General features: G+C 35.5%; 13 protein-coding genes. 4 read left to right on the forward strand and 9 right to left on the reverse strand.

Going from position 1 to position 16,771, the window contains the following annotated elements:
- Positions 1 to 41: 41 nt before the first annotated feature.
- Positions 42 to 2,012 carry a T9SS type A sorting domain-containing protein gene (locus AC07UM_RS08150; protein WP_494682007.1) on the reverse strand — a complete coding sequence of 657 codons (1,971 nt, stop codon included), beginning with the start codon at positions 2,010 to 2,012 and terminating at the stop codon, positions 42 to 44.
- Between the two features lie 198 nt (positions 2,013 to 2,210).
- On the opposite strand from AC07UM_RS08150, the gene dusB reads away from it, so the two are divergent.
- Positions 2,211 to 3,206 carry a tRNA dihydrouridine synthase DusB gene (gene dusB / locus AC07UM_RS08155; protein WP_494682008.1) on the forward strand — a complete coding sequence of 332 codons (996 nt, stop codon included), beginning with the start codon at positions 2,211 to 2,213 and terminating at the stop codon, positions 3,204 to 3,206.
- Between the two features lie 53 nt (positions 3,207 to 3,259).
- Here dusB and deoC read toward each other — a convergent pair whose 3' ends face one another.
- The 5 genes from deoC to AC07UM_RS08180 all read right to left on the reverse strand — a co-directional run bounded on the left by deoC (position 3,260) and on the right by AC07UM_RS08180 (position 7,755).
- A complete protein-coding gene (gene deoC / locus AC07UM_RS08160) occupies positions 3,260 to 4,003 on the reverse strand; it encodes a deoxyribose-phosphate aldolase (protein ID WP_494682009.1) in 744 nt (247 codons plus the stop codon).
- 4 nt (positions 4,004 to 4,007) lie between these two features.
- On the reverse strand, positions 4,008 to 4,478 hold the full coding sequence (locus tag AC07UM_RS08165; RefSeq protein ID WP_103232653.1) for an Lrp/AsnC ligand binding domain-containing protein: 471 nt from the start codon (positions 4,476 to 4,478) through the stop codon (positions 4,008 to 4,010).
- Between the two features lie 27 nt (positions 4,479 to 4,505).
- Positions 4,506 to 5,441, reverse strand: a complete 936-nt coding sequence (locus AC07UM_RS08170) for an endonuclease/exonuclease/phosphatase family protein (RefSeq protein WP_494682010.1) — start codon at positions 5,439 to 5,441, stop codon at positions 4,506 to 4,508.
- 383 nt (positions 5,442 to 5,824) lie between these two features.
- Positions 5,825 to 6,496: a tRNA (guanosine(37)-N1)-methyltransferase TrmD gene (trmD, locus tag AC07UM_RS08175; protein ID WP_103235448.1), complete on the reverse strand. Its 672-nt coding sequence runs from the start codon at positions 6,494 to 6,496 to the stop codon at positions 5,825 to 5,827.
- Positions 6,493 to 7,755 (reverse strand): NAD(P)/FAD-dependent oxidoreductase, encoded by a 1,263-nt coding sequence (locus AC07UM_RS08180; RefSeq protein ID WP_494682011.1) that lies wholly within the window; start codon positions 7,753 to 7,755, stop codon positions 6,493 to 6,495. Before AC07UM_RS08180 ends, trmD begins: the two co-directional genes overlap by 4 nt.
- A 66-nt stretch (positions 7,756 to 7,821) precedes the next feature.
- Here AC07UM_RS08180 and AC07UM_RS08185 point away from each other — a divergent pair, with 66 nt between their 5' ends.
- Positions 7,822 to 8,685: a glycoside hydrolase family 25 protein gene (locus AC07UM_RS08185; RefSeq protein WP_494682012.1), complete on the forward strand. Its 864-nt coding sequence runs from the start codon at positions 7,822 to 7,824 to the stop codon at positions 8,683 to 8,685.
- A 50-nt stretch (positions 8,686 to 8,735) separates the two neighbouring features.
- Here AC07UM_RS08185 and AC07UM_RS08190 read toward each other — a convergent pair whose 3' ends face one another.
- Together AC07UM_RS08190 and AC07UM_RS08195 are read right to left on the reverse strand one after the other, a co-directional pair.
- Complete coding sequence (locus AC07UM_RS08190; protein ID WP_494682013.1) at positions 8,736 to 10,391, reverse strand: alpha/beta fold hydrolase; 1,656 nt, start codon at positions 10,389 to 10,391, stop codon at positions 8,736 to 8,738.
- A gap of 145 nt (positions 10,392 to 10,536) precedes the next feature.
- Positions 10,537 to 11,049, reverse strand: a complete 513-nt coding sequence (locus AC07UM_RS08195; protein ID WP_494682014.1) for a 5' nucleotidase, NT5C type — start codon at positions 11,047 to 11,049, stop codon at positions 10,537 to 10,539.
- 213 nt (positions 11,050 to 11,262) lie between these two features.
- On the opposite strand from AC07UM_RS08195, the gene AC07UM_RS08200 reads away from it, so the two are divergent.
- On the forward strand, positions 11,263 to 13,155 hold the full coding sequence (locus AC07UM_RS08200) for an ABC-F family ATP-binding cassette domain-containing protein (protein WP_494682015.1): 1,893 nt from the start codon (positions 11,263 to 11,265) through the stop codon (positions 13,153 to 13,155).
- Positions 13,156 to 13,244: 89 nt separating this feature from the next.
- Here the strand turns inward: AC07UM_RS08200 and AC07UM_RS08205 are convergent, their stop codons facing one another.
- Entirely contained in the window at positions 13,245 to 14,300 is a 1,056-nt protein-coding gene (locus AC07UM_RS08205; RefSeq protein WP_494682016.1) for a Gfo/Idh/MocA family oxidoreductase, read from the reverse strand.
- Between the two features lie 180 nt (positions 14,301 to 14,480).
- Here AC07UM_RS08205 and AC07UM_RS08210 point away from each other — a divergent pair, with 180 nt between their 5' ends.
- Positions 14,481 to 16,754 (forward strand): TonB-dependent siderophore receptor, encoded by a 2,274-nt coding sequence (locus tag AC07UM_RS08210; protein ID WP_494682017.1) that lies wholly within the window; start codon positions 14,481 to 14,483, stop codon positions 16,752 to 16,754.
- The last annotated feature ends 17 nt before the right edge of the window (positions 16,755 to 16,771 follow it).

Below are 16,771 nucleotides of genomic sequence, written 5' to 3' on the forward strand. Positions count from 1 at the left end.
AATATCGCTATTGGGGATCCTTTTTGATTATGAGTTACATTTTATTTTTTAATAATTTTCAGTGACTGCGAACCTTTTTCTGCATTTACTTTTAAGATATAAACTCCAGCAGGAGCACGTCTCATATCTACAGAACCTTTTTCAGCATTGATTGTTTCACTAAGAATTCTCTGTCCTGAAACATTATATACTTCAACATCTTTGATTCTACTATCATTATTGATATAAAGATAATCCATAACCGGATTCGGATAAACATTTACTGTATTCTTTTTAGCAGCTTCATTTATCGCCAGCAAGGTAGCTGTAAATTCAAAACTTCCAAGATCCGGAGTGAGGGCATTTCGGATATTACCATCTGCATCTAATGTCACTTCTACCACGGGAGTTCCTTTATTATCAAGAGCTGCATTTCCGGTAGCAGATAAATGGAAATCTGTAGCAGATACAAACACCGGCAGCACATTCAACGAGTTTACATTTCCTCCAAATCCTGACTGAATATCTGCAAGTGTCGCTTTCGCCAATCCTCCGATAAATCCAAGATTAGTTCCTGAAGAATAAAAATTGTTATAATTTATAATTGAAAAAACCGTACTGGCTGCTCCGGCATAAATAGCATACCTATCCCCTGTCTGCGTCTGTGTATTGACAAAAAGATTATTTCTTACATCAATACCTCCAAGACCTGTTACTCCGCTGGTAATATTTAAAGCAGAAGGTCTTCCTGCGACAGTCTGGTTGACATCCATGACAACAGTATTATAATATACTTTATACCCTCCTCCTGCGGCAATAACAATTCCGTTTCCGTTATCATTGACTCCGCCAGTCGTTGCGTATCCATAACCAGCTATACCATTCACTATATTATTAGAAACCAGAGTGTTTGATGTAAGACTTGTTGTAGCCAGATAAATCCCCTGAGCTCCATATCCGCCAATATTGGTATTTTTTATACCATTGATCTTATTATTATCAATGGTTACCCCGGCTGTCAGTGTACCTCCCGCATAAATTCCCGCAAACAGAGTCCCTGTTCCACTGGAAGTAAAATTGGAAATAGTATTTCCCCTTATGATAATATTAGCTACAGCAGATGCTCCTGTATTTCCGGATGTAACGGTTATCCCGGAAGCTCCCCCCGTAGATGTTCCGGTATATCCGATGTTGGTAATGGTATTTGAAATAATTGAAGAATTTACAGTAGCAGTAGCAAACCAGACCCCTCTTTTGATTTCCGTACTAGCAGTTTCAAAATTACCAATAATATTATTGCTGACGGTCACTCCGTCTGCACCCTGTACATACACTCCTCCAAGACGATTGGCATCTGCTCCGGAGGCGCTTATATCATTACCGGTAACTAATGTATTGGCTCCATTACCTGCTGCTGTGGCTGCAAATAAATAAATTCCCATATAAGCTTTCTTTATAGAATTATTCTGGATGGTAACATTATTAAAGAAGCCTCCAACAGGGGTTGTAGCTCCGTCATACATGACTAAAGCTGAAGAACTATTGATACCATTTACAATATTCAGGTTTTTAACCATAATATTGCTATTAGCTACCGCAGCAGAAGCGGCAATAAATGTAAGTACCTGCGGTGCAGTAACAGAGGTGTTAGTAAGGGTAAGGTTTCTTGTTGTTCCTGAAGCGACATTGCTTCCATCCAAAGTAATATTACTACCCTGGATTCTCACTAAAGGGGCACTGGCAAGATCACCAGAAATTGTAGCTGTAACTCCTACCGCCGGTTTTATCGCAACTGAGGTGTAAATGGTTGCTCCACCACTGGCATTCAAACTGGCAGTTGCTGTTTCTGTTGTGCTAGCTGTGATACTGATTGAAATTGCTCCTTGATGTGTTCCCGCATTAATAGCGTCAAATGCTCCCTTTAACGTAGTATAGGTTCCTGTAGCTGTTCCTGCTGTAGCCGAAACGTTCACTTGTGAATAAAAATTTGATGAAGCTAAAATTGCCATCAAATAAAATAGAATTTTTCTCATATCATTAATTTTTATTATACTAAATATAAAAATTAATTTTCAATAAATCAATAAAAACATTGAAAATCAAACAGATATATCTAATAAAAATTAAACAAAATATCTTAAAGTTCCTTAAATAAACAAACAAACGTAAAACACCAAACAATATAATGATTAACAAAATATTGTTTTTTCAGAATTTCGTAAATTTGCAACATGATAAAAATAGGCAACATAGAACTGCCGGAATTTCCACTTTTGCTGGCTCCGATGGAAGACGTAAGTGATCCTCCTTTCAGACGTTTGTGTAAAATGCACGGTGCAGATCTAATGTATTCGGAATTTATTTCTTCCGAAGGATTGATTCGTGATGCTATTAAGAGCCGTAAAAAGCTGGATATCTTCGATTATGAAAGACCCGTTGGTATACAAATTTTTGGTGGAGACGAAGAAGCTATGGCTATGTCTGCCAGAATTGTTGAAACGGTAAATCCGGATCTGGTAGATATCAATTTTGGGTGTCCTGTCAAAAAAGTTGTCTGTAAGGGAGCTGGAGCTGGAGTTTTGAAAGATGTTGACCTTATGGTTCGTCTTACGAAAGCTGTTGTAAGCTCTACCCACCTTCCCGTAACCGTTAAAACGCGTCTAGGATGGGACAGCACCAGCATCAATATTGATGAAGTAGCAGAACGTCTTCAGGAAACAGGAATCAAAGCTCTTACCATACATGCCAGAACCCGTGGTCAAATGTACAAGGGGGAAGCAGATTGGGAACATATTTCAAGAATTAAACAAAATCCTAATATTGAAATTCCAATTTTTGGAAACGGTGATATAGATTCTGCTGAAAAAGCATTAGCCTATAAGCAAAAATATGCGTGTGACGGTATTATGATTGGACGTGCTGCTATTGGCTATCCATGGATATTTAATGAAATTAAGCATTTCTTTAAAACAGGAGAACATTTACCTGCTCCTACCATATCAGACCGATTACTGGCAGTCCGTCAGCATGCGGAATGGAGTGCAGAATGGAAAGGAGAAAAATTAGGATTGATTGAAATGAGACAGCATTACAGCAACTATTTCAGAGGAATTCCTCATTTCAAAGATTTCAGAAAAAAGTTTCTGGAAGTTTTCACATTGGAAGAAATGAACAGCCTAATTAAAGAAACCCAACAGTTCTACGAAGAATATCAGGCACAGATATAAAATAAAAAGCCATCAGCTAAGCTGATGGTTTTTTTATAATTTGAATATGATATTTAATATCCTTCTGAGGAAGATTCATCTTTAATTAAGGCTAAAGCCGAAGAGGTACCTATCCTTTTAACTCCCATACTGATCATCTTCTCAGCATCTTCAGGAGTTCTTACACCACCTGCTGCTTTTACAGGAAGTTTCCCTGCATTATTAAGCATAATGGTAACCCCTTCAAAGGTTGCTCCATTAGGTTTCCCATCGGTAGTTTTGAAGAATCCTGTGGAAGATTTAACAAAAATTTTTGACCAGTCATTTTCAGAGAAGTTCTCTTCTGCCCAGGTAGATATATTTTTAGTAAGATCAGCAATTTGTTCATCAGTCAATGCTGCAATTTCAATAATCCATTTTACAACTTTATGATGCTCAAGGGATAATGCTGTGCATTTTACAAATTCTTCTTTTACCAATTCTATATTTCCCTGCAGATAAGCGGTATAATTAATTACAAAATCCAATTCATCTGCACCATCTTCAATTGCTTTTGAGGCTTCTGCAAGCTTCTCATCAATTGAATATGTACCTTCGTGAAAACCTATCACAGTTCCTACTGCAACATTTGAATTTCTTTCCTGAATATATTTCTTGATCTCAGATACATAATCCGGACGAATCATCACGGCAAAAATATCATTCTCAATAGCTTCTTGGGCAAGTTCTTTGTCTTTTTGAAGTGTTTCTTCATGGGAAATACCTGATTGTTCTGGTGTTTTCAAGTAAGTTGAATCCAAATATTGGGCTATGTTCATATCGTTATACTTTCAATTGTCTGTAAATACCTTGTTCCAAAGATATAAAAGTTTCTGTTCGTGTTACTCCTTTCAGTTTTTGAATTTTGCTAAGAATCTGCATCAAGTGATCATTATCTTTGCAGAGAACTTTCAGAAATATAGTGTAATTTCCTGTTGTATAATGGGCTTCTACTACTTCATTTACATCATGTAAAGATTTTACCACGTCTGGATAATGGCTTGGCTGATCCAGAAATACACCAATGTAGGAAGTTACCTTATATCCAATTTTTTTAGGATTAAGGAAGGATATTGAATTTTCAATAACTCCTGCATGTTCAAGTTTCTTGATTCTTTGATGTACCGCAGTAGTTGAAATCCCAACATGCTTTGAAATGTGGGCTAAGGAAGTTTTAGCATTATCCATCAACATGTAGATAATCTCTTTGTCAATAGAATCCAAATGGTAGCTTGTGTTGCTCGAATTTTTCATTTTCTACTTTTTTATTATTTATGTTTTTTACTGTAAATTCTTAAATTTTACAAAAACCGGAAAGTGGTCGCTATATCCTCCCAAATACCGTGTACCAGCATAAGTTCGGAAAGGACGTCCTTCAAAATTTCTGGCCTTGCTGCTGATGTTTTCAGAATTAAATATATGGGCATCCTGAAAAGCCAGCGTCTTATTATCAAGCAAAGATCTTGACATAATGATCTGGTCATACAGCAATCCAGATTTATAATGAAAAGTAGAATAATTTCTAGTAGAAAACAATTGCTGAAAAGGATTCATTAAAACCTTCTCATGTTGATTGTCATAGAGAATCTGCACTAAATTTTCATCATCCGGGTTTTCATTAAAATCACCACACAATATGACATGCTCTTTATCAGCATTTACTAATTTCATAATCCGTTCCCGGACTTCATTCAATATAAAGGTTCTTTTCGGTTTATTGACATCTTTTTCGCGTTTAGAGGGAAGATGCGCGATAAAGACATTAATAATTTCTCCTTTATATTTAATTTTCGAAAAAAGTACGTCTCTGGTTGTGTCGTAATATTCTGTGTTTTTATTCACTATTTCAAAAAAGAAAGTAATGGTTTCTGAATCTATTACCTCTACTTTATTTTTATCATATAACATGGCAACATCCACTTTTCTTTCGTCCATAGAATTGTAATGTACAATTCCATATTGCGAATTAAAGGGTTCCATCTCCACGAGATCTTCCAAAACTTTCCTTCCGGAAACTTCAGACAATCCTATTACAAATGGCATTACCCCATTCTCCTCCTTCATCAACTGAAATACATGGGAGATTTTGAAAAGTTTGTTATTATATCTCTTTTCATCCCAATTCCTTAATCCTGATCGGGTAGGATCTAATTTGTGGACAGGTTTCGGATCGGGTAAAAATAAATTTTCAACATTATAAAAAGAGAATAACTCCATCTACACTAATTTCTATACTTTTTTAATTTATTATGTTCTTTTTACGTCAAGATGTAAATCTATTATTTTTTCAAATATCATTGATTCACCGCCCATAAAGAATAAATAAATTTCAATAAAAAACAATTCAAATATAATAAAAATACCAATGAAGCAAGCTAAAATAAATTAATTTTTCAATCATTCGATAGTTTTGATATATTAGTCAAAATTGAGACAATATGATAAATCAAGAATAATAGAAATAAAATATTAATTTAAAATTAGAAATATTAATATTTTTCGCACCTATCAAATTAATAACAAATATTATTCCATTTGCCTTAATAACAGACGGGATTAAGTAGGCTGGCCAGAATCAAATAAATCCCGGCAAATTTGATCTAAAGTAAATCGGGACGTTTTTCTTTAGTGATTCTTACAGCTTCATCATGACGCCATTCTTCAATTTTTCCAGAATTCCCGCTCAGTAAAATTTTAGGAACATCCAGTCCTTTATAACTTTCGGGCCTGGTATAGATTGGTGGTGAAAGAAGATCATCCTGAAAACTGTCTGTCAAAGCACTCTGCTCATCATTCAAAACGCCGGGAAGCAATCTTATGATAGAGTCTGCAAGAACACAGGCTGCCAGTTCTCCTCCTGTAAGAACGTAGTCACCAATTGAAATTTCTTTTGTAATATGAAGGTCTCTTACTCTTTGATCTATCCCCTTGTAATGTCCGCAAAGAAAGATCAGATTTTCTTTTATGGAAAGCGAATTAGCTATTTTTTGATTCAAAGTGACTCCATCTGGGGTAAGGTATATCACCTCATCATAATTTCTTTGAGATTTAAGCTCTGAAATACATTTATCCAGCGGTTCAATCATCATGACCATTCCTGCTCCACCTCCGTAAGGTTCATCGTCAATCTGCCTGTGTTTATTGATTGCCCAGTCTCTCAGTTGATGAAAATGTACTTCCGCCAACCCTTTATCCATCGCTCTTTTCAAAATAGAGGTTTTAAACGGACTTTCCATCAGTTCAGGAAGTACGCTTATTATGTCAATTCTCATTGTAATGTTCCGTTTTTCTTAGTAGGTATAATAATTAATCTTAAAGAAGAATCTTTGTTGATATAGCTCCACATCCAGTTGAAGAATATGGCCAGTTTATTTCTAACGCTCAAAATTAGCATTAAATGGAGAAACATCCAGAAATACCAAGCCAGAAATCCTTGAAACTTGATAAATGGCAGATCTACAACGGCTCTGTGCTTCCCTATGGTCGCCAGCGAGCCTTTATCATCATACTCATATTCTTTCCATTCTTCCTGATTTTTCTTTAATAGATTTTTACCTAAATTTTTTGCCTGATTAATGGCTACGTTAGCAACCTGAGGGTGCCCTTGTGGATACTTTGGTGTTTCCATATAGGCAATATCTCCGATAGCATAAATATTGTCGTATCCTTTTATTCTATTATATCGATCTACAATATATCTGTTTCGCATTAAATTTTCTTCCGGAAAACCTCCTACAACATTTCCGGTAACTCCAGCAGCCCAGATTACATTGTTGGACGAAATTTCTTTTCCACTTTTAAGGTGTACTTTATCCCCATCATAATCTGTCACCACTTCTCCACTCAGAAAAGTGACACCAAGATCTTTAAGGTACTTCTCCGATTTTTCTTGTGCTTCGCTGCTCATTACAGCCAGTGGTTTTTCGGTAGAGCTCACCAGAATAATCTTCAGGTGGTCAAAGTTCATATAAGGGTAATCTCTGGGAAGAATATCTTTTTTCATCTCAGCAAAAGCTCCCGCCAGCTCCACTCCGGTGGGCCCGCTTCCTACAATCACGATATTCCAGTTTCCGTCATCGCTTCTGCTTTTTTCAATGATGAGTTTTTCAAAGGTCATCAGTACATGATTTCTGATACTGATGGCTTCCTGGGTATTTTTCATCCCAAAAGCTCTTCCTTCTAATTCTTTGTTTCCAAAAAAGTTGGTTTTACAGCCCGTTGCAATGATGAGTTTATCATACGTAAATTCGGCTTCGTCGGTAATGACTTTATTGCTGGCAGGGTCTATTTCTTTCACCTCTGTCATCCGGAACTGTGTGTTTCTGGATTGCTGAAAAATCTTTCTGAAGGGGAAAGAAATGTTGGAAGGTTCTATCCTTCCTGAGGCTACCTGATAAAAAAGCGGCTGAAACATATGGTGGTTCATCCGATCCAGAACAATGACCTTTTTGTTCTTGTTATTCAATGTTTTTGCAAGCTGCAGCCCCGCAAATCCTCCTCCTATAATGATGATTTTTTCGCGTGTTTCCATAATACACAAATTTACTGATTTTATTTTAGCATTTAGCAGTGAAAAAAGTTAGTTTTGCAAAACTTTATGACACCAAAAAAGTACACCAAAAAAACTGCCAAACAGGTCCATAAATCAAGACGGAAGAAGTATTTTTTCCGAAGATGGGTAATATTGGGGATATTGATCATAGCATTGATAGGAACCGGATTTTATTTAAAGCAGTCTGTAAGCTATTATTATGCGTTGTACTTTAATAAGTTTAAGCACAAAAAACTTCACAACAGTGAAAAGGAAGCAGCAAGAATTCAGAGAATATTAAGCAGTAATCTGGATAAGACGTATGGTTTTGATGTTTCCCATTATCAAAACAGGGAAGATATCAAATGGGACAGTCTCAGTATTGGTAATAAAACAATTCCATTAGAGTTTGTCGTGATGCGTGCTACGATGGGAAACCGAAGTGCTGATAAGCATTTTGATGAGTTTTGGGAAAGTGCTAAAAAACATGATCTTATCCGCGGTGCCTATCATTTTTACAGAGCTGATGAAGATCCCGTTATTCAGGCTAATAACTTTTTAAACAATGTAAAACTGGAAAGCGGCGACCTGCCTCCTATTTTAGATATTGAAAAAATCCCAAAGCGTAAGACCAATAAAAAATTGATTGAAGACCTGAAAGTATGGTGTAAAATCGTGGAGGATACGTATGGTCAAAAACCTATCATTTATACGTATTATCATTATTATAAAGATTTTCTGAAAGGTGAGTTCGAAGGATATCCTTTATGGCTGGCCAATTACAATGATGTTCCCTCTCCTTCTCCGGATGATGAGTGGGATTTCTGGCAGTTCTCAGAAAACGGTATTGTTCATGGCATCAACGCCAAAGTGGATATTGATATTTATAATGGAAATTCCTGGTCATTAAAAAGACTGACACTGGATTAATAATAATTAAAAAAACAGAAGCGGGAAATTTGATTTCCCGCTTCTGTTTTTTAATTATTTTTTCCTAAAAAATTCAGAATATCTGTATTAAGCTGATCTGCATTTTCAAAAGGAATCATGTGGGTAGCATTGCTATAGATTTTAAGTTCGGCATTGGGAATTTCTTTGGCAATAAGTTCGGTATGCTCCTGCTTGATAACATCTTTATCACCGGCAATTACCAATACTTTGCTTCCCATTTTATTTAAATCTTTTTTACCAATACGAGGCTGTGTCAGCATGATCTTCAAAAGTCTTTGTTCATTAAATTTCCCTGGTTCTTTCAATTCTTTCATCACCAACATTTTATTTTCAAAATGATCGGTAAGCCTGTCATTTACTCCATCAGGAAATGCATTGGCTCCAATCGTGATAAGTTTGTTCAATCTTTCCGGATATTTCAGAGCAAATTCCAATCCTGTATTTCCGCCATCACTCCATCCGGCAATATTTACTTTATCGAGTTTCAGCTTATCTGCAAGTGCTTTTACATCATCTGCAAACATTTTATAGGTAAAGTCTTTTTTAGAGGTATCTAAACTTTTCCCCTGCCCTCTGGTATCTATCACAATTACTTTATACTGCTTTGACAACACTGGAATCTGCTGATAATAATCCTTAATACTTCCTGAATTACCATGAAGCAGAATCAGTGGTTCTCCTTCACCATAGATCTCATAATAAAGGTCTGTATCCTGAAGTTTCAGGTAATTTCCCGCTGATGCATTCTGACCATATACGGTATGCTCAGATTCCTGAATATATTTTGATACATCTGGTATGAGTGACTCGGCACTGTCATCTACGAATCCACCTTCGTCCTCGATATTGTTATCTCCATTTTTATCCATTTTCACATCAATATTAATAGCAGGTGCAGCAATTGTCATTTTCTTCCAATCTCCATAAAATTTCCTTAAAAACCCTGTTCTGAAAAGAGCAGCACTTATGTTGATTTTTCCTTCAAATTCTTTTAAAAACTGAATCCCGATAAAAAATTTTCCCTGTACCCAAATATTACGATCGCTAACATCCAATGTATAGGTTCCGTCTTTAATCATATCTTTTGTAAGTTCAACAGTGATTTCTTCATCAAGAATATTTTTATCCGGATATCCCTCTTTCTCACTGTAAACAGTATACCGCATCATGACGGGTTTGTCAGAAATATAACTGGCAATATTCAGGTTGATATTGGTAATCTTTGATCTTTTTTTAGCGTTAAATCCCAATGCTGTTTCACCAAGAAAATCTTCTTTTCTGAATTGTGGATTTACGGAGTACATCACGTTTTTTGTCTTCGTATTGACTCCCCAGTTTTTGTCAACCAGCTTTTTAGGCTTAATCGAAATTTCCTTAATCTTTTTAACCTTCTCTTTTAAAAGTATCGGTTTCAGATCATGTTTTCTGAAGTCCTCTATTGTTTCTGCATATAATTCATAGCCCGGTACTTCTATGATCACTTTTTTTTGTGGTGACAGAGTGGAAATATCGATTGAAAAATGTCCTTTATCATCAGAGACTACCCCTATATTTTCTTTCTCAACTCCTATTTTCACATAAGGAATCGGCTGATTCTCATTTTTAGAAATAATGGTTCCGGAAATAACCTGTGCATGGAAAGCAGAGGCTGCCAAAAGAAAGAATAAGGTATGATGTTTTTTCATGTTAAAAGTTTGACGCAAACTTATTTATTTTCAACATCCAACTCTCACAACACCTTATTAAATTTATTCTTTCTTTAGTTAAATTTCTTTTAAAATTTCCCGTTATTTCTATGATAATTCTAAAAAATATTTAAAACCCTTTCTATTAAAGGATATTCATCACTTCTTCCCAGGAATGAACCCTTTTATAAGTATCATTTTCTATCAGCTCATTATGAGGCTGGGTGAATATTAATCTTTCACCTGAAAAATGATCCAGATTTTTTGGATAATCATCAATCATTACATCTCCGGAAACTACTTTTTTACTTCCGCAAAGAACAATCTGTTCCCAGGTGATGAATGGAAAATGCTCTGCCAGCCAGTCGTATTTTTCCCTTAAGCTATTGGGAAACTCCATTCCTGCAGATACGATATAGAGATCGTATTTATTATTCAGATATTCCATCGCTTCGCGGCTTCCTTTCATTACAGGTAAGGTTCTGAAAAACCCAACTTCATTAACGTGTTTTTTTCCATTGGGAAAAGACTCTATTTCAGGTTTACCCGTCAAATCACTGATTGGAATTTCTCTTCCTGTATCTCTTTTTTCAAATTGTGCCAGCTGATGATATACATCTGCCATTACCCCGTCCATGTCTACAATAACTTTTTTCATTGTTTCAATCAGATTTTTGTATTATTTATTAATATTTTAAAATGTATTCATTGTGTCATATCAAATTTACAGAATAGTTTTCTCAGATCATGAGTACAGTTTATTAAAAAATTATAAATATTCATTTTATAAAAGAGGTTCAGGAAAATTTTAGGCTACATTTTCGTACTTTTGCGGTTCAATTCAAAATCAATATCAAACCATTACATTCCAATGAATTACGTTTCTGTAGAAAACCTTACTAAATCTTATGGCATCAAAGTTTTGTTCGAAAATATCTCTTTTCATGTCAATGAAGGTGATAAAATAGCCATTGTTGCCAAAAACGGAAGCGGAAAATCTACCCTTCTTAAAATATTGATGGGGAAAGAAATTGCAGACAGTGGCAATGTGATGATCAATAAGGATATTCAGGTGGTTTTATTTGACCAGGAAATCGATTTTGATTCTGATCTCACTATTGATGAATTTATGATGACGCTTGATTCTGCACCCATTCAGGCCTTAAAAAATTATCATAAATCATTACTTTCTACAGATTATGATTTCATTGAAAAAGCTCTGGCTGAAATGGAAATTCATAAAGCTTGGGACCTGGAGAATGATATGAAACAAATTCTCTCTCAGTTGAAAATCACAGATCTGGAAGCTAAAATGGGAACACTTTCCGGAGGGCAGATCAAACGTGTGGCTTTAGCAAAATTGTTAACTGAAACAAGAGCCGAGCACCGACATACTCTTTTGATCATGGATGAGCCAACCAACCACCTTGATGTAGAAATGGTAGAATGGCTTGAAAGCTATCTAAGCAAAGCCAAAATAACATTAATTCTGGTCACTCACGACAGGTATTTCCTTGACAGCGTTTGTGACATTATCTGGGAAATGGAAGATAAAAATCTGTATTTCCACAATGGTTCGTATGCGACTTATCTTGAGAACAAAATGATTCGTGAGGACAATATGAATTCCACAATCGACAAGGCAAATAATCTTTACAGAAAAGAACTGGAATGGATGCGAAGACAGCCTAAGGCCAGAACTACAAAATCAAAGTCTAGACAAGAAGACTTTTACGAAACTGAAAAAATAGCCAAAACCGATACCCGAAAAGAATCTCTGGAACTCGATTTTGAAATGAAAAGACTCGGAAATAAAATTTTGGAACTTCGAGATATTTCTAAAAGTTATGACGAGAAATTATTAATAAAAGATTTCAGTTATCAGTTTCAAAGAGGTGAGAAAGTAGGAATTGTAGGAAAAAATGGTGCCGGAAAATCTACATTACTGAACATCATCCAAGGTCTTGAGCCAAAGGATTCCGGAGAAATTGAAACCGGAGAAACCATCAAATTCGGATATTTTTCACAAAAAGGACTGAAATATAAAGAAGATGAAAGAGTAATTGACTTTATCAAAGAAATTTCCGAAAACTTCCCTTTAGCTAACGGAAGAACGATCTCTGCATCGCAATTTTTGAGGCTGTTCTTATTTGATGATCAAACGCAATACTCACCTATTTCTAAACTTTCGGGAGGTGAAAAAAGAAGGCTTCACCTGATGTATATTTTGTATCAGAATCCAAACTTTCTGATATTTGATGAACCTACCAATGATTTGGATCTTCCAACTTTGACTGTTCTGGAAAATTTCTTGCTCAACTTTCAGGGTAGTTTGATCATTGTTTCCCACGACAGATATTTCATGGACAGAATCGTAGGTCATGTTCTTGCATTTGAAGGAGATGGAAAAATCAGAAATTTTGTTGGAACTTTCTCAGAATACAGAGAAACTAAAAGCCGTGAGGATGCATTAGAAAAAAATACAGTATCAAAGCCAGAACCTGTAAAAGAAATCGAGGCAGTAAAAGAGGCTCCTGAACCTGTTTCTAAAAAAAGAAAAATGTCTTTTAAGGAACAACGTGAACTGGAAACCATAGAAAAAGAAATGCCAGAACTTGAACAAAAGCGTGCTAAAATAATGGATCAGCTTAATAATGAAACGGAATATGAAAAAGTTGCAAAACTATCTGCTGAGCTGGAAACTATTTCTGAAAAGTTAGAAGAGTATGAAATGAAGTGGCTGGAACTTCAGGAAATCCTTTAATAATGATACATTAAAAATTATGAATTATGAGTTGGTGTAAAGTGGATAACACACTCTTATTTTCCAACTCATAATTCATAATCTATAATTTACAATTCTACTACTCTTTCTTCATTTGCACTTTTCAGGGAAGCATCGATGATTTTCATATTCTGAATAACTTCTTTTCCCGGAGATGGCAGCGCGTATCCAAAAACGATATGTTCATAAATCTGCTGGTAATAATTCATGTAATTTCCGGCTTCACTGGAAGTCAGTATTCTTTCTGTTTCGGAGTTTTCATGTAAGACATTTAAAATCCCATCTGTTCCTTTTAACGGCTCAGTCCACTCTTTACCATATTTGGGAATCGCTCCTGCTACCAATTCGTTTTCCTGATTATCTGTTCTTTCCTGCAAGAAAGTTCCTTTGTCCCCATGAATGGTATAGGCATAATGTCCTTCTTTACTGAAAACCGAAGATTTTAGTCTTACTCTCAGATCATTTTTATAGAATAGCAGGATCTCGAAATAGTCATTCGCAAACTCCTTCCCTTTCATAGAAAATACATCGGCAAACAATTTTTCAGGATATCCGAAATACTGTACTGCCTGATCTACAAGATGCGACCCCAGATCATGAAGTGATCCTGAACCTACCTGATCCGGGCTTTCCTTATGCTGTTTTCCACTAGGCGTTGTTCGAAATCTGTCGAAACGGATTTCAGCTTCTTTAATATTCCCTATTTTCTGATCATTTAAAACCTTTTGTACCTGTAAAAAATCACGGTCAAATCTTCGGTTTTGATATACACTTAAGAACAGTCCTTTTTCTTCGGCCAGCTGCACCAGCTCTTCGGCCTCGGAAACATTGACTGTAAAAGGTTTTTCTACAATGATATTTTTCCCGGCTTCCAATGCTTTTTTTGCATATTCATAGTGTGTCTGAACCGGAGTATTGATGATGACCAGCTCTATATCTGCCTGCTGAAGCATTTCTTCAACAGAGCGGTAAATTGTTGCTTCAGGATATTTTTCTTTTGACTCTTCTTTACTTCTTTCTACCACAGCAGAAATAAAAAATCCCGGATGTTCCTTTAAAAAGGGAGCATGGAAAACTTTCCCACTCATTCCAAAGGCGCAAAGCCCTGCTTTTACCAATTGCATATTATAATTTTTAACAAATATATTCATAAAAAATTCTCTATCCCTTCGTATAAAGTAACTATAGAAATAATCCATGCCATTATTAATGGAGTATGATTTAAATCATAAAATTATTTTTATCTATTCTAAACAAATACTTACATTTGCGCCTTATTTAAAACTGTTCTACATAAAAATAATATGAAAAGACAACTACTTTCTTTAGGTCTTCTATTTGTCGCTGTTTCAGCGAGTTCGCAGATGAAAAATGCTGAAGCAGATACCATCAGAACCCAAACAATTGAAGACATCAACTTACACAAAACCGGAAATCCGAACCAGGCAAAGCCATTTTCAACAAAGTCTAATTTGACGGTAATGGAAACCCCTCAGCCTATTGCCATTGTTACTCATGAAATTATTGAGCAACAACAAGCAAAACAGTTGAGCGATGTTCTTCAGAATATAAACGGAATGTACATTACTTCATCCAGAGGTAATTCTCAGGACAGTTTTGGTGGACGTGGTTTTATCTTAGGAAATGACAATATTTTCAAGAATGGAGCAAGGATAAACAGTGGAGTTTTCCCTGAAGTAAGTGGTCTTGAAAGAGTAGAAGTATTAAAAGGAGCCAACGCAATGCTTTATGGAAATACTGCTGCCGGAGGTATTATTAATATGATTACGAAAAAGCCTAAATTCAATTTTGGTGGAAGTATAGGATTAAATGGTGGAAGCTGGAACTCTTACAAGCCAACAGTTGATATTTATGGACCATTATCGAAGAATGTTGCTTTCAGAATAAATGGAACTTATGAATATGCTGAAAGTTTCAGAGATGTTGTACAATCTGAAAAATATTACTTTAACCCTTCATTTTTATTTAATTTAAGTGAAAAATCTCAATTAATTGTTGAGGCAGATTATCTTAAAAATAATTTCACCCCGGATTTTGGGACTGGATCTATTACTGAAAAAGACCAAAGCTATAGATTGAATGATGTTGTTTCCAGAAATGCTTTCTTCGGAACTGACTGGCAATATCAAAATGTACAGCAAGCTTCTACGAATGTAACTTTTAATCATCAATTTAACGAAAGATGGTCTTTGAATGCTACTGCTTCTTACCAAAACTATACTAAAGATTATTTTTCTTCTGAAAGAGTACAATGGGGCTACAGCTCACCTACTGCTACCAGACTTTCATGGAACAGACCTTTTGGTAAAACGTACAATGAACAAAACTATACTTCTGCACAGGTAAACTTAAACGGTGAATTCAATACAGGAAAAATCAACCATAAAGTTTTGATTGGGGCTGATGCAGATTACAGCCAGGCAGATGCTTATACCTATACTTTAGGGGCTACTTCTAATATTTTATTTTTAGATGATCCTTCAACATGGGGAAGTGTTGACATGCCAAATTCTACCCTTAATACAAGAAACAGAATTAACACAAGAAGAATCGGGGTATATGCACAAGATTTCATTAGCTTAACAAAACAACTTAAAGTAATTGCAGGTTTAAGATGGTCTTATGTAGAAAATATGCCTACATTGACTACTCGTTTTACGGCAAATGAAAAATTTGAAGTATCCAATTCCTCAACTGCAGACAATGCATTTTCTCCAAAAGTAGGGTTGGTATATGCTCCTAATGAAAACCTTTCAGTGTTTGCAACGTATACTAACTCATTTGCTTCCAATGCAGGATATACTTCAGATCAATTTAATACGGTAAACACCAATCAACCTCCTGCACAAGTTCAAAATCAGTTAGCGACTTTATCCAGACAAAGCATAAAACCTTCAACAGTTGATCAATACGAAATTGGGGTTAAAAAGAATTTCTGGAACAATGCTTTAGCTGTTAACTTAACAGCTTACCAGATTATGTACAACAATTATTATCAAACCTATTGGTTCGCTTCTACTCCAAACGGAGCTCCGGTAAATTCAACAGATACGAATCTTAAAGAATTTGCAGGAAATATGAGAAGCCGTGGTGTGGAATTAGATATTACAGGAAATCCGACAGAAAACTTATCTATAATCGGAGGTTTCTCTTATAACAATTCCGTTTATATCGATACTCCTGAAAAAGGATATGTTGAAAACCAAAGATTGGTAAGAACACCTGCTACAACAGCAAATGCTTCCGTTTTCTATAAATTTACAAACTATGTAAAAGGGTTAAAAATTGGAGCTGGAGTTTACTACATTGGGGACAGAATCGCTGGATGGAATGACACAAAATCTACAAACACAAGTAGAAATAACGTGAGTAGAATGTTTGACCTAAAAGACTACACTACAGTTTCTGTGTCAGTTGGCTACGAGTGGAAGAAGTTCTCTATCCAGGGAAGAGTGGGGAATTTGTTTGATGTTGTAAACTACAATGTTCACGAAAATTATTCTGTGAACCCAATCACTCCGAGAAACTATTATTTTACTTTGACGTACAAACTTTAGAATTCTTTATATAATAA

Source organism: Chryseobacterium sp. GW821-FHT04C04, from assembly GCF_059420365.1.